The 15,003-nt window shown below is 65.3% G+C and carries 10 protein-coding genes and 1 pseudogene; 6 read left to right on the top strand and 5 right to left on the bottom strand.

The features are described from left to right. Positions 1–43: 43 nt before the first annotated feature. Positions 44–1,762 carry an ABC transporter substrate-binding protein gene (locus KW83_RS02445; RefSeq protein ID WP_036173917.1) on the top strand — a complete coding sequence of 573 codons (1,719 nt, stop codon included), beginning with the start codon at positions 44–46 and terminating at the stop codon, positions 1,760–1,762. A 337-nt stretch (positions 1,763–2,099) separates the two neighbouring features. Here KW83_RS02445 and KW83_RS02440 read toward each other — a convergent pair whose 3' ends face one another. Continuing rightward, positions 2,100–3,227 (bottom strand): zinc-dependent alcohol dehydrogenase family protein, encoded by a 1,128-nt coding sequence (locus tag KW83_RS02440; RefSeq protein WP_036173914.1) that lies wholly within the window; start codon positions 3,225–3,227, stop codon positions 2,100–2,102. A gap of 210 nt (positions 3,228–3,437) precedes the next feature. On the opposite strand from KW83_RS02440, the gene KW83_RS02435 reads away from it, so the two are divergent. Then, positions 3,438–4,067, top strand: a complete 630-nt coding sequence (locus tag KW83_RS02435) for a hypothetical protein (protein WP_152563451.1) — start codon at positions 3,438–3,440, stop codon at positions 4,065–4,067. Positions 4,068–4,815: 748 nt separating this feature from the next. Here the strand turns inward: KW83_RS02435 and KW83_RS02430 are convergent. Beyond that, a pseudogene (locus tag KW83_RS02430) lies at positions 4,816–5,962 on the bottom strand (IS3 family transposase). Positions 5,963–7,033: 1,071 nt separating this feature from the next. Between KW83_RS02430 and KW83_RS02420 the strand changes: the two are divergent. Next, positions 7,034–8,584: an ArnT family glycosyltransferase gene (locus tag KW83_RS02420; protein ID WP_161785437.1), complete on the top strand. Its 1,551-nt coding sequence runs from the start codon at positions 7,034–7,036 to the stop codon at positions 8,582–8,584. A 52-nt stretch (positions 8,585–8,636) separates the two neighbouring features. Beyond that, a complete protein-coding gene (locus tag KW83_RS02415) occupies positions 8,637–9,782 on the top strand; it encodes a glycosyltransferase (RefSeq protein ID WP_051928146.1) in 1,146 nt (381 codons plus the stop codon). An 83-nt stretch (positions 9,783–9,865) separates the two neighbouring features. Here the strand turns inward: KW83_RS02415 and KW83_RS02410 are convergent, their stop codons facing one another. From KW83_RS02410 to KW83_RS02400, 3 genes are all read right to left on the bottom strand, one after another. Then, the gene (locus tag KW83_RS02410) at positions 9,866–11,263 is read right to left on the bottom strand and encodes a PRC-barrel domain-containing protein (RefSeq protein WP_036173905.1); all 1,398 of its coding nucleotides are present in this window, start codon (positions 11,261–11,263) and stop codon (positions 9,866–9,868) included. Between the two features lie 363 nt (positions 11,264–11,626). Further along, positions 11,627–12,547 carry an SDR family NAD(P)-dependent oxidoreductase gene (locus tag KW83_RS02405; protein ID WP_036173902.1) on the bottom strand — a complete coding sequence of 307 codons (921 nt, stop codon included), beginning with the start codon at positions 12,545–12,547 and terminating at the stop codon, positions 11,627–11,629. 13 nt (positions 12,548–12,560) lie between these two features. Next, positions 12,561–13,331: an IclR family transcriptional regulator gene (locus tag KW83_RS02400; RefSeq protein ID WP_036173898.1), complete on the bottom strand. Its 771-nt coding sequence runs from the start codon at positions 13,329–13,331 to the stop codon at positions 12,561–12,563. 86 nt (positions 13,332–13,417) lie between these two features. Between KW83_RS02400 and KW83_RS02395 the strand changes: the two genes are divergently transcribed. Further along, a complete protein-coding gene (locus tag KW83_RS02395) occupies positions 13,418–14,584 on the top strand; it encodes an acyl-CoA dehydrogenase family protein (protein ID WP_051928144.1) in 1,167 nt (388 codons plus the stop codon). Between the two features lie 29 nt (positions 14,585–14,613). Next, positions 14,614–15,000: a PaaI family thioesterase gene (locus tag KW83_RS02390; protein ID WP_036174866.1), complete on the top strand. Its 387-nt coding sequence runs from the start codon at positions 14,614–14,616 to the stop codon at positions 14,998–15,000. The last annotated feature ends 3 nt before the right edge of the window (positions 15,001–15,003 follow it).

The raw sequence follows: 15,003 nt of genomic DNA, 5'->3' as shown, positions 1-15,003 counted from the left end.
CATATCCACCGACGTTCGAACCAAAAACCAGGGAGGAGACCCAATGAACGTTCTACTCAGATCGACCACGGCGCTGACCGTGGCGATGAGCCTTGCCGCCCCCGCCTTCGCGGGAATGGAGGAAGCCACCGAGTTCCTCGACTCCGAGATCGGCGATGTCTCGACCCTCACCCGTGAGGAGCAGGAGGCAGAGATGCAGTGGTTCGTGGACGCCGCAGACGCGTTCCAGGGCATGAACATCAACGTCGTGTCCGAAACCATCACCACCCACGAATACGAAAGCCAGGTCCTGGCCCCGGCCTTCTCGCGGATCACCGGGATCAACGTCACCCACGACCTGATCGGTGAGGGCGACGTGGTCGAGAAGCTGCAGACCCAGATGCAGTCCGGGCAGAACGTCTATGACGCCTATGTCAACGACAGCGACCTGATCGGAACCCACTGGCGCTATGGCCAGGCCCGCAACCTGACCGAATGGATGGCCGGCCCCGGCGCGGACGTGACCTCGCCCACGCTGGACCTCGAGGATTTCATCGGATTGGAATTCACAACCGGACCGGACGGCAACCTCTACCAGTTGCCCGACCAGCAGTTCGCCAACCTCTACTGGTTCCGCTACGACTGGTTCAACGACGAGAAGAACAAGACCGATTTCCAGAACGAATACGGCTATGAGCTGGGCGTTCCGGTGAATTGGTCCGCCTATGAGGATATCGCCGAATTCTTTACCGGACGCGATCTGAGCCATATGGGTGTCGACGGCGATATCTACGGCAACATGGACTACGGCAAGAAGGATCCCAGCCTCGGCTGGCGCTACACCGACGCATGGATGTCCATGGCCGGGATGGGCGACAAGGGTGAGCCGAACGGCCTTCCCGTGGACGAATGGGGCATCCGCGTGAACGAGAACTCGCAGCCCGTCGGCGCCTGCATGGACCGGGGCGGCGCAACGAATTCTCCCGCCGCCGTCTATGCGGTGGAAAAGGCGATCCAGTGGCTGCAGGACTACTCGCCCCCCGCTGCGGCCGGCATGACCTTCTCGGAGGCAGGTCCGGTGCCCGCCCAAGGCAAGATCGCGCAGCAGATGTTCATGTACACGACATTCGTCGCGCCCCTGGTGGATTCGGATGAGGTCATGAACGAGGACGGCACACCCAAGTGGCGCCTGGCTCCGTCGCCCCACGGCATCTACTGGGAAGAGGGCATGAAGGTCGGCTATCAGGACGTTGGCTCCTGGACGATCCTCAACTCCACGCCCGAGGATCGCGCCAAGGCGGCCTGGCTCTACGCGCAATTCGTTACCTCCAAGACGGTGGACGTGAAGAAGTCCGGCGTTGGCCTGACCTTCATCCGCGACAGCACGATCAACTCGGACTACTTCACCGAGCGCGCCCCGCGCCTCGGCGGACTGGTCGAGTTCTACCGCTCGCCGGCGCGCACCCAGTGGTCACCCACGGGCACCAACGTCCCCGACTATCCCAAGCTGGCCCAGCTGTGGTGGCAGAACATCGGCGACGCGATGTCCGGTGCCAAGACGGCGCAGGAGGCGCTCGACAAGCTCTGCTCGGACATGGAGGACGTGATGAGCCGGATCGAGCGCGCGGGCATCCAGGGCGACCTCGGTCCCGTCCTGAACGAGGAAGAGGATCCGCAGATGTGGCTTGATCGTGAAGGCGCGCCGAAACCCGCGCTGGAAAACGAGGAAGAAGAGCCGCAGACGGTGTCCTACGACGAACTCGTGAAGTCCTGGCAGGAGTAACGCCCGCCACCGGTCCGGGGCGCGTTCGCGTGCCCCCGGACCCCGCCCGCTCAAGCAAGATCGACGGACGATCCGTCTTCGGTGGGAGGCGGCAGTCCGCGCCGTGGGTCGCCGATCCGCGCGATCCATGGCGTCAGGAACAAGCCGCTGATCGAGGGGTTTCGGCTCGAAAGGGGGGCGCAAGCAATGCAGGGCGCGGGCGGCCACATCGCGGGCATCGGTGGATCTTGGAGGAGGCGACGGATCGCGGGTCGACAGGGCGCGTAGCGCGACGCCTGGCAGACCCCTAAGGTGAACGACACGGTACGGTCGGCCAGCACACGGCCCCGCGCCCCGATCAATCGAATACGACGACCTGCCGGACAGCGTTTCCCGCGGCCAGGCGTTCGAAGCCCTCGTTGATGTCATCGAGCGTGATGCGATGCGTCATCAGGCGGTCGATGGGCATGGCACCGCTCGACATCTGGCGGGCGAAACGCGGCACATCGCGCAGGGGCACGCAGGAACCCACGTAGGACCCGCGCAGGGTCTTCTCGCTCACGGTCAGGGAGGGGGCCGGGATGCGGAGTTCGTCATCGGGATGGGGCAGACCGGCGGTCACGGCAGTTCCGCCGCGCTTGCAAATGTCATAGGCGAACCGCAGGGCGGCGGAAGCGCCGGCAAGCTCCACCGCAACATCCACGCCGCCGCCCGTCCAGTCTCGGACCTGCTGGGCGGCGCCGTCCCCGGATGGGTCGATCGTGTGATGCGCGCCGAGATCCCTGGCGAAGTCGCGTTTCTCTTCGGACAGGTCGACCGCGATCACCGGGTCGGCTCCGGCGGCGAGCGCCGCCATCAGCCCCGCCAGCCCGACCCCGCCCAGTCCGACGATGGCACAACTCTGGCCGATCTTCACATCCGCCGCGTTGACCACGGCTCCGGCCCCGGTCAGCACCGCGCAGCCGAGAAGTGCGGCTTGCTCCAGCGGGACGTCCCTGGCAATCTTGATCGCACTGTTCTGGGCAACGACCGCATAGTCGGAAAAAGCCGAAACGCCCAGGTGATGGTCGACAGTCTGGCCGCCGACCGCGATACGTTTGGCGCCCGACAGAAGTGCGCCGTTGCCGGCAGCCTCTGCGGCGGGAACGCACAGGGCGGGGCGGCCCTCGGCGCAGGGCAGGCAGTGCCCGCAGGAGGGCACGAAGACCAGCACCACGTGATCGCCGATCTCGAACCGGGTCACGCCGTCGCCCACCGCGTCGACGACGCCCGCCGCCTCATGACCCAGCGCCAGCGGCGTACCGCGCGGCCGATCGCCGTTGATGACCGACAGGTCCGAATGGCACAGCCCGGCAGCGGCGATCTTGACCCGCAGCTCTCCGGGGCCGGGGCCGTCCAGATCGGCCTCGACAATCTCGAGGGGTTTCGATTCCGTGTACGGACGCTGTGCGCCCATCTCTCGCAGCAGGGCGATACGGGTCTTCACGAACGGTCCTCCCCTTCCTGGACGTCATGGCTTCACCTGGGTCTGATATGATCCGCGGCGCGCCGCCGACCAGTCCACGGAGACACCGCGAACCCGAAGCACGTCCGCGGCGTTCCCACGGGTATCGAAGGCTAGGGGATCGCGAACATGCTGGAATCGATCTCGGGCAACATATCCCTGCTGACACTGGCGGTGCAGGTGGTTTCGGCCGTGGTCTGGCTGGCCTATCTGCAGGTTTTCGTCACCAGCCTGCGCCGCCGCAAGCGGCCCAACATCTTCGTCAACAGGATTTCCGGGAATCGCGACCAGGCGCATCTGTTGATCGGCAATATGGGCGCCGAGCCGATTTACGTCACGGCCGTGATCGCCGACCTGGAGGCCGACGACCGCACCGGTTCTGCGGTTATCAGCGACCGCGCCGGATCCGACGGCACCGGCGATGCCTCACCGGCGACCGGCGATTCCGCCCTGGCGCGGACCCGCAAGGGCCCGCTGAACACCGCAGAATACCGTGACGCTGGCAGTTTTCGGGAAATCATAGATCTGGCCCTGTCACATATACCGGACGCGTTCCCGGCCGAGGAGGTGACCGGCCTGACGGTTACCGTCGCCGCCGAGAGCACTCATGACAGCTATCTCGTCGCGGGTCAGCAGTCGTTCTGGATCGGCCATCGTGATGGTCAGCGGATCTATGTCCCGAAAGAGACGTACACCCGCCAGATCCGCGGCCGCAGGGAGCGTCGCGCCCTGTCCGAACGCCTGCGCGCGGTCCTCAGGGATGAAGCCCGCGAGGCCCTGCCGGAATCCAAGTGGAACGAGGCGGGGATCTCCGAACAATGACCTCGGCGGGCGAAGCCGACCGCCGGCGCAGGGTACAGGCCTTGTACACAGACATCGCCGCGCGCCGTCACGGCAAGCAGTGCGGCTGATCTCAAGGGCCACGGTACCGTCTTTCCGTGTGCCCGTGGCGCCGCTCTCGCAGTCGGTCCGCGCCGCCGTCCATCAAACCCGACCATCAGGTCACGTTCGTGAGACATGGCGCGAAATCAGCCGGTCCGGCAAGGAATGCAAGGACGTCCGGATCGCGGTCAGCGCGCAGAAAGTCTCGCCAATGTCGAGACCAGTGGGCCGCTCATGAACACGCCGGCCAGAACCATGACCGGCGCGAGAGCTGGGGCAAAGTCGTCCCGCGCGAGCGGCCGCACCATTGCCAAATCTTCCACCGGAGCCGCGACCTTGGGATCGATGCCGCGACGGGCGAAGAGACGGTCAAATCCGTCCGTATCAAACTGCCCGCCGCCAGGGCGACCGGCCCGGACTCCAGCGTACCCCGAAGGGGATGCTTGAGGCGCGATGGTGTTCCGAACAGACTCACCGGCTGGTCCGCGATGCGGTGCGACAGGAGGTTCGGAGACGTCTCCCGCGCCGGCAGATCGGCCGACATGACCTTCCCCGGCGCCGGTGGATCGAGTCCGGCTTAAAGATGGTGACCTGAGCCCCGCCTCTCCTCCGATCTTTCGGAGAGTCCGCGGGTTGATGCACCGCGACCCAACATTGGATCGCCGGCAGCTGGATTTTCCCGGCTCTTTCACGGTGCCGGGCTGGCTGCGCCATCGGGATATTGCACTGCGATCGGGACGTTGTATCCGATCGCGCTGTGAGGCCGGACCTCGTTGTCGTCTCTGCGCCAAGTCCCCAACTTTTCGCGGGTATCGGCAAGCGTCAGGAACCAGTGCGCGTTCAGGCATTCCGCCCGGAGCTTGCTGTTGAACGCCTCGATGAAGCCGTTGTCCGTGGGTTTGCCGGGCCGGGAGAAGCCCAGCGTGACGTCGTTGGCGTAGGCCCAAGGATCGAGGTCGCGGGAGATGAACTCGCTGCCGTTGTCGACCCGGATTGTCTTCGGATAGCCGCCTTTCTGACAGATGCGTTCGAGCGTTTGGACCACATCCTCCCCCCCGATAGGCGACCCGCGGGTGCGTTGCGGGGCAGAACCGCGAATGCGTGTCGACGATCGTCAGGATGCGTAACTTTTTCCCCGTCACGAGCTGATCGTGCACGAAGTCCATGGGCCAGACATCGTTCGGCCCGACCGCCTCCTGGCGGTCCTCGCGCAGCTTCGCCTTCACCCGTCGATTCGGGTGCTTGTTTCGCAACTGGAGGCCCAACTCTCTGTAGATTCTACGCGTCTTCTTCATGTTGATCTCCCACCCTTCCCGGCGCAGCAGCACGTGGTCGCGCCGATAGCCATACCGGACGCGTGTCTCGCAAATCTCCCTGATCCGCCTCTCGACGGGAGCCTGATCGGCACGGCGGGACTTGTCGTGGAACGAGGAGCGGTCGAACCGAAGAGCCCCACAAGCCGTCCGGATCAACACCGCCCAGTCGCTGCACATCCCGCGAACGAGTTCGCGCATGCGATCAGGTCTCAGATCTTTCGCCGGATGACGTTCCGCAACATCTTCTGATCGAGGGTCAGGTCGGCCACGATCTTCTTCAGCCGCCCGTTCTCGTCCTCCAGCGCCTTCAGCCGCCGCATCTCATCGGGCAGCAAACCGGCATACTTCTTCCGCCAACTGAAATACGTCGCCTGACTGATCCCGTTGTGCGCTACGATCGATCCACCGGATCGAACGCTTAACGCTTCAACTGCGGCAGATCTCTGCAACCGGCGTTCCCTCCTCGCCCTGCTTCAGCACGAACGCCTTCTGCGCGTCCGAAAATCGTGATGCCTTCATCGTCTTCAGCTCCTCTCCCAGCCAGGGAAGCGTAGCCGAAAACTCCAGCTTCAAACGGTCCAGTTTTCAGGGGGCAGAGCACGGTCATCGTGCCGAGCCGGACACAGGGCGCGATCTCGTCGGGCCGCCAGACGGGCTGGCCCGGTCGCTCCCTCGGTACAGGCCCCCAGAGGGGTTCATCGTCAGCGACGCGCGACCGCGCAGCACCGTGGGAAAGGCGCAGAAGGACGATCTGCGCAAGACCCATGGCGGTCTGTTCGCGGGGGGCGTGAAATCGATCAGGGCCGCCCCGTTGTCGGCTCATCGTACCGCGCCGCCCTCCAAAGGCGATGCTTTGCCTGCACTCGCGGCCGGGGTCCGGGCGTCGGCCCCCCGCTCATCGTCATCCGCCGCCCGCCTGCCGGCCCCGTGTCGCGGCGCGGCACCGGTCATCCTTTCGTCGCGGCGCCGGATGTTACGCTGGACCGGGAGGCGGCGGCTTCGGTGCCGCGCGTGTCGTAGCGGCTCTACCGCGCGATGAAACCTTCGGTATTCAATCGGCTGAGAGCATCGCAGCTGGGGGTGCGGCTGAAGCCGCGGGCGTTTACAACATCGGCTTGGATGTCGCTATAGGCTTGATCGGTGGTCGTGGACTTGGACGGTCCTGGCGTCAACGGATCGCCCTGCCTGTCGTCGCTTTCGGTCAGACCAGCAAATCCCCGAGATCGGGCGGCGGGAAGGGTTTGCGCGCCGCCCCCGCCGGTCCAGTTCGCCGGGACGTGGACCGGCCCGTGCAGTACGACGCCGCCGGAGGGACCGGACTGATGCGTCGCACTTTGCGTGGCAGCGCACGCACCAAAAGCCTAAGCCGGAGGGGTTGCGACCTACCTCACACGGTAAGGTATCTGACAGAAATCCGTATGTGCAGACGACAAAGGCGGAGTTGACAGCAAGGGTCATCGCCCGGTCAGGTTGGACCGTTGGCATCCACGCCATATCTCTCCCCACACAGGGTTTTCGCCTATGTCCGAGCGCAGGGATCCGGTTCCCATCCGGTCCGCCAGATCCCCTGGGATATGGGCGATCCTGCTTTTGGCGATCATCTTTACGGGTCTGCCCCGGGCGTTGATCCTGCCGCTCAGCGCCATCCACCTGGACGAAAACATCTATGCGCTTGTCGGCCGGGATGCGGCACGCGGAATCATGCCCCTCGACGGCGCGTTCGACCACAAGCCGGTGTTGATCTATTATCTCTACGCGCTTCCGCAGCTGCTTTTCGGAGAGACGCCGCACGCGATCCGCACGCTCTCGATCGCGGTCGGTGTCATCGCCGCCACCCTGTTCGGCCTCTTCTGCCGTGAGGCGATTTCACGCGACAGGACCGTGGTCTTTACCGCGACCATCGCCTTCGCCTCCCTGTCGAACCTCAGCAGGGGCCTTGCGACTCATCCGGAACTTGTAATGATCCTGCTCCTCGTGGCGGTCTGGTTGCTGATGACGCGGATTCCGGATCGGGGTACGCCCGTCGGAGTGCTTCTGGGCATCGGCGCGCTCTGGGGTGCAGCCTTTCAGGTCAATTACCTGACCGCGTTTCTCATTCTGGCGTTCTGCCTTGACTACCTCATCATCCGGCTGCGTGCGGATCGGCTGGCGCGCGCATTGCGCAACTATCTGCTGCACGGTGCGATCATCTTCGCAGGCTTCCTGACGAGCTTTCTGGCACTGCTTCTGCCGATCCAGATCTGGGGCGATGTGGGCGGCTATTTCGCGGCGCAGTTCGGTTACCTCAGCGAATACGGCATCGACAGGTCGCTGGGACGGGTCCTGGCTGATCTGCCCAAGGTATCGCGGGACTATGCGGTGCTCAGTGCCGCTGTGCTTGCCGCGCTCGCAGTCGGCGTCAGGGCGATGCTGTCGCGGCGGCCGTGGCAGGGCGATACGGAGACGGCCGTCCTGGTCGGCCGCATGATGATCTACATCGCGATATGCACCTTCGCGATCGTGCTGAACGGCCGCACCCATGACAAATACATCCTGCTTCTTCTGCCGAGCGCCCTGACCATCCTGATCGCCGCTCTGGCCCTGCTTCCGGACCGCACCGACGCAAAGCTGTTCTTCTGTACATGGCTTGTGTTTTTCGGGGTCATCGCTCTTGAGAAAGAACGCATCCTGCTGAAACAGGGCGTCGCGGGCTATGTGAACATGGCACGCGGCGCGCCCGCCGACACGCTCGACGCGATTTCGCGCTACATCCGCCGGGACCTTCCCCCGGGCGGCACGATCTACGTCTACGACTATCCCAGCATGCTCTATCTCTCTACGGGTGTGGTGGCCCCCACCCGGTTTCCGTGGTCGCTCCACCACCTGGACGAGTCGCTGGCCCGCGCGGTCGGGATCTCGCGCGAGGAAGAGATGACCGCGATTCTCGACCGCCGCCCCGCCTTCGTCGTGGCGGGGTCCGACCCCGAGGAGGGCCGTTTTACGATTTCATCTCGTCTCCTCGCTGAGCGGCTCCGCAGCGACTACACGCTCGCGGCGACCTTCCAGGACGATATTTTCAGGCAGACCGTGAGTGCGTTCGGAGAGAACGTTCCTGTCGGAGGGCGTGACGGGCAGGTTCGCGTCTACCGCCGCATCGATTGATCGAGACCTTCAGGTGTCTGCGAAAGCGGCACGCTGGGAAGCGAGGGATGGAATGACAAGGACAGAGCCGCATTTCCGCATCGGGCCCGCAGCCGAATCGGTGCCGGAGGCGCCGCTTGCGCTGGGCATCGTCGTGCCGGTGTTCAAGGAGGTCGAGAACGTCGGGGAAATGGTCCGGCGGCTGGACACGGCGCTGGAAGGGATCGCCTGGGAAGTCATCTTCGTGGATGACGATTCGCCGGACGGAACCGCAGATGCCGTCCGCAAGATCGGGCGCCGGGACCGGCGGGTGCGATGCCTGCAGCGCATCGGCCGCCGCGGCCTCGCCTCAGCCTGCGTTGAGGGGATGCTGGCCACTTCAGCCCCCGTCGCCGCGGTGATCGACGGCGACCTTCAGCACGATGAGACTCTGTTGCCCCGTATGCTGGATGCGATCCGCATGGATGAGGCCGACATCGTCGTCGGCAGCCGCTATGTCGCGCAGGGCGGCGTGGGCAACTGGGACCGCCGGCGCGTCGCCATCAGCGGCTACTCCAACGCCCTGGCGCGGCGCATCCTGGGCGTTCGGTTGAGCGACCCGATGAGCGGCTTCTTCATGTTGCGCCGGGACATCGTCCACCGCGCGGCGCCGCATCTGTCGGAAATCGGGTTCAAGATCCTGCTGGACATCGTCGTATCCCTTCCTTCCCGCCCAAGGATCGTCGAAATTCCATATGAGTTTCGCGCGCGCGTCGCCGGCGAGAGCAAGCTCGACCCCGCGATCGCCTGGGAATTCGGCATGATGCTGGTGGACAAGATCATCGGCCGCTACATCCCCGCGCGGTTCGTCTCCTTCGCCGCGGTCGGCGGGTCGGGTATCTTCGTCCACTTCGCGGTCCTCAGCGTCCTCTACGGTGGGCTGTCGGCGGGTTTCGCGGCCGCTCAGACCGGGGCGACCCTGGTGGCCATCGCCTACAACTTCTTTCTCAATAACATCCTGACCTATCGGGACCGACGTCTTGAGGGCGCCGCATTGTTCCGTGGCCTTGCAACATTCTACCTGGCATGCGGAATAGGGGTTGTCGCCAATATCGGTGTGGCGACCTATGTGTTCGAAAACAACAACGCGATGGCGGTCTCCGCGCTGGCCGGAATCGTTGTGGGATCGGTCTGGAACTACGTGATCACGTCGATCTTCACCTGGCAGGCGCGGCGCTGACCGGTCCGCCCGCGCCGTCGATGGCGCGGCGCATTGGAAAAACCGGGCCCCGCCGCGGTGCGAGGGGCCCGGTCCGGGTAGGGTCAGCCCCCGATGGAGATTTGCTGATCGTCGGCAAGTTCGAGGTTGCTGTCGTACTCGAAATCGTCGGCGGCCTCGATCTCGCTCTCCGTGAGCGAGTCGACCACCAGCTGTTCTCCGTTCACCGAAACACGCGAGATCGGAACGGGGACCTGCTTTGCCCCGAGACCCAGGAAACCGCCGCTGCTCAGGACCATGTTGGGCTCTCCGTTGATCTCGACGAAGGCCTCGGGCGCACCGAGATTCTCACCGTTGGACGTCACGACGTCCATGCCCAGAAGGTCGCCGACGGTCATGGAACTGCCGCCGCCGCTCGCCGCCGGGGACGGCTCCGCTGTGTCGGTAGATCCTCCGGAAGAGCTCTGCGCGCTCTGATCGCTGGATTGCTGCGACTGATCGGCGCTTTGCCCGCCGCTTTCGTTTTGCGCCAGACGCGCGTCGCGCTCTTCCTGGGTCTCAAGCGTGATGGTCGCCTCTCCGGTCTGTTCGATATTGATGGTCGGCTTTTCGGCCATCATCACCGTCACCTCCGGTTCCGGGCTTTGGTAGGACACGGTCGGATCGCCGCCGCCTTCCATGGAAACCTGCGGCTGGCCGTCTGCGGTCGTTATGTCCACGTTGGCGTCGCCACCCGAGGAGGCCTGCACATTGCCATCGACAGATTGGGCAGAGCCGTCTCCGCTATCCTGGGTACCCGTATCCTGCGTGCCGGACGCCGTTGCATCCTGGCCAAGCTCAAGGTTCACCTGCGGATCGGCCTGGGTGACGTCCACGGAGGGATCGCCTTGCTCGACCTGCACCTGCGGGTCCTGAGTGCTGACCTGAACGTTCGGATCTTGCTTGAGGAGGTAGAACTGCGGCGCCGGGATTTGCACGGTGACCCGGATATCGGGGATCTCGACCGTGATCTTCGGCTTCTCCTGATCGACCTGAAGATCGGTGGGCTGCTGGGAAACGGTGACATTCGGCTGTTGCTGGGTCACTGTCACGTCAGGTGCGGGGACGCTCACATCGACATTCGGTTCCGGAACCGTAACCTCGGCCTGCCCTTCTATTGTCGCCTCTTCCGAAAGGTCGACCTGTTCGCTTGTCGTCTCCGTCTCGGTTGTGCTTTGGTCCGTGGTCCCGCTCTGGCCGGAAGCAGCGGCGATCTCGTCCTGAAGCCGGGTGCACTCCTCGGTGGCATCGTCGTTGATCGCGGTCACGACGTCCTCTTCCGGGATGATCGTCGGGTCGTCCATGCCCTTGTAATCCTGGGCCAGCGTCTGACAGGCCTCACTCTTGCTGGCGAGCTCATCCTCGTTGATGTCGACAAGGGACTGGCCTACGGCCGTCGTGGCGAGGGGAAGGCTGAGAGCCGTTCCCAGCAGAAGATTTCCGATGGTACTGGTGCGACGCATGGTGAGAGTCTCCGGGTTGAATTGGATGTGTATGGGTCACTAGCGCCTCTCGGACGTGTGAGTTCCGAAAAAATTTCGGGTAACCGGCGGATTTTCAATGTCTTTTTACATTCACCTGGCGTCTTGCGCATTGCCGGCGGCATCGGCGTTGCGCGCCCGACCGGAGCGCCCCGCGTTTGCCGGCGCCCCTCTGCGCGGTATCATCGTGAGCGCGACGCGACCGAAAATCGGGATCCGCCCCGGGGCGTGTCTAAGGAGATGAAGGCCGCGCGACCGGACCCGACGCGCGGCCGGATGCGTGCGTGATAGAGACACCGAAGGACGCTCTGGACTGCCCCTGGACCCTGCAATGGTCGTGCCGGATCAGACCGGGTCCCAGTTGAACACGTCGGCGGATACGTCCAGCGGCACGAAACTGCCGGCCAGGGCGGGCATGGCCGTGTCGCGGACGGTATCTAGGTCCCAGCCGTCCCCTCGCTGGACGGACCGGACGGGGCGCGGCTGCGACATCAGGAAGATCTCGTTGTTGCGGACCGCGAAGATCTGCCCGGTTACGTCCGCCCCCGCGTCTGAGGCCAGATGCAACGCCAGCGGGGCGATCTTTTCAGGCACCATCTCGCGCAGTCGGCCGACGCGTTCTTGCTGTTCGGGGCTGTCCACCTTGATGTTCGAGGTCATGCGGCTCCAGGCGAATGGCGCGATACAGTTCGACCGGATGTTCCACCGCGCAAGGTCCAGCGCCATGGATTTCGACAGCGCCGCGATCCCCAGTTTCGCTGCGGAATAGTTCGCCTGCGCCAGATTGCCGATCAACCCGGAGGTGGAAGTCATGTTGATCAGGCTGCCGCTTTGCTGCGCGCGCATGACGACGGCGGCGGCGCGGGATACGTTGAACGTGCCATAGAGATGCACCCGGATCACCGCGTCGAAGGTCTCAAGCGTCATCTTGTGAAAGAACGCGTCGCGCAGAATGCCGGCGTTGTTGACCACCGCGTCGAGCCGTCCGTAGGTCTCCGTCGCCAGGCGGACCATCGCCCGGGCGTCGTCTTCCAGGGCCACGTCGCCGCTGTCGGCGACCGCCGTGCCGCCCGCCGCCTCGATCTCCCCGACCACCGCCGCGGCGGCGTCCGAGGCGCTTTTTTGGCCGTCGAGTGTCGCGCCCAGATCGTTGACCACGACGCTGGCGCCCGCCCGTGCTGCCTGCAGCGCGATGGCCCTGCCGATCCCGCCGCCCGCCCCGGTGACAAGCACGGTCCTGCCGGTCAGATGGGTCGTGTTCGCCATGGGCTGTCCTTTCTCACGCGCGCCGGCCGAAGATCCCGCGCTCGATGCGTCGGGCGGCACCGGCCAGGGCCTCGCCCACGCTGGTCAGTTCCGCCTCGCCATGCTGTCCGGCTATGGTGATGCTGCTCATTCCGATCCGCGGAGTTCCGTTTCGGTCCCGGGCCACGGCCGCGACGATCTCCAGGCCGCGGAAGAGGTGCCCATGGTCCGCGGCGTACCGTGTCGTCCTGGCGCGCTGGACATCGGCCCAGTAGGCCGCGAAGCCCGGCTCCGACTGCCAGCGAACCGAGCCGTAGCCGGCGTGCGTCGACTCCTTGTCCAGATCCATGGCGGCGGCGTAGCAGCGGCCGACGGCGCCGGCGAAAACCGGCAGCCGGCTGTCGCGCGCGATGACGGCCTGCACCACCCGCCGCGCCGTGACGCGGTCGGTCAGGACGATGCGGCCCGTGTCGGTCATGTGCCAGAGCGCGATCATCACCTGGTGGTTTTCTGCGATCGCGGCGATCAGCGGATGGATCATGTCCGTCGGGCTGGCGGTCAGGAGCGGAGCCGCCAGGTCGAGAAGGCCCAGCCCCAGGCGATAGGTCTTGGCCTGCGGATCGAAGCTCACCAGCCCCTCGTGGCTGAGCGTGCGCAGGATGTTGAACGCGGACGACACGTTCAGCCCACAGTCCCGGGCGATCTGCGTGGCGCCCAGTGGTGTACCGTTTGCGGACAGGTGGCGCAGGATCAACGTGGCGCCCTGGACGGCCGGAACAAGTTTTTGACGCGGATCGTCCGCCATGTTATCTCCTGCAGAGAATAGCGTTCCTTATAGAGAATATAGCGGGCAAGACAAGCGGTCCCGCCGGCCATGGAGGGGGAAGGACGATGCTGGACGGTGTGGACGACGATGTGTTCGAAAGTCTGGTCGACACGGTGGACCGGTTTGCCCGCAACCGGCTCATCCCGGCAGAGCGCACGGTCGAGCAAGCGAATGCCGTCCCCGAGGAGATCGTGGCGGAGATGCGCGCCATGGGGCTCTTCGGGCTTTCCACCCCGCAGGAGTTCGGCGGAATCGGCGTCAATGCCGCCCAGGAGTCGCGTTTGATCGAGGCGCTTTGCTACGCCTCGCTCAGCTTCCGGTCTCTTATCGGCACCAATGTGGGCATCGGTTCGCAGGGCTTCGTCATGGATGGCACGGCCAAGCAGAAGGCGCGGTGGCTGCCCGGCATCGCCAGCGGCGAGACGGTCGCCTCCTTCGCGCTGACAGAGCCGGATACCGGATCGGACGCGGGCGGGATCCGGACCAGGGCCCGGCGCGACGGGTCGGACTACGTCATCGACGGCACCAAGCGCTACATCACCAACGCGGTCCGCGCCGGTGTGTTCACCGTCTTCGCGCGGACCGATCCCGATGAGGCGGGCGCCGATGGCGTGTCGGCCTTTGTGGTTCCCGCCGACACGCCAGGGATCACCGTGGCCACCCCCGACCGGAAGATGGGCCAGAGAGGCACCAAAACGTCGGACGTGATCTTCGACGGTGTGCGCCTGCCCGAAACCGCGATCCTGGGCGGTCCCGCCATGCTCAACCGCGGCTTCCGCACCGCGATGAAGGTGCTCGACCGCGGGCGCATCCACATCGGTGCCATGGCGGTGGGGCAGGGACAGCGGATGCTCGACATCGCCACCGACTATGCGCTGGAACGCAGCCAGTTCGGCAAGCCGATCGGCCAGCACCAGCTGGTGCAGGGCCTGATCGCCGACAGCCAGGCGGAACTCCACGCCATGCGTGCCCTCGTCCGGGCCACGGCGGCGGAGTACGACCGGGACGGAGCGGCGGTACTGGGCGCCAGTTGCACGAAGTACTTCTGTACCGAGGCCGTGGGCCGCATCGCCGACCGGGCGCTACAGATCCACGGCGGCGCGGGCTACATGTGCGACTACGACATCGAACGGCTCTACCGCGACGTCCGGCTTCTGCGGATCTACGAGGGTACCAGCCAGATCCAGCAGATCGTCATCGCCCGCCGCACCCTTGCGGGTCGGTCGCACTGATGGCGGGGCAGGTGCGCAGCAGGGACGACATGCCCGGCCAGTCCGCCTTCGCCACAGTCGCGGGCATCGAGACAGTGTCGGCAACCGAGCATGAGGTGGTCTGCACCATGGAGGTGGCCGAGCATCTGGCCAACCGCAACGGGATGCTCCATGGCGGCGCGCTGATGACCCTGGCCGACAACGCCGCCGGGACCGCGGCCTTCGTGATGATCCCGGCGCCCCGGACCAACACCACCGTGGAGAGCAAGACGAACTTTCTGCGCGGCGTGAAGGTCGGCGACACGGTACGCGCGGTCTGCGTGCCGCTGCACGTGGGCCGACGGACGATGGTGTTCCAGATCACCGCCACGCGCGGCGATGGCAAGGTCGCCGCCGTGACGACGCAGACGCACATGGTCCTGGACTGGGACGGATGACGG

It is taken from the genome of Palleronia rufa (assembly GCF_000743715.1).
GTDB lineage: Bacteria > Pseudomonadota > Alphaproteobacteria > Rhodobacterales > Rhodobacteraceae > Palleronia > Palleronia rufa.
This window is presented reverse-complemented; position numbering and strand designations above follow the sequence as displayed.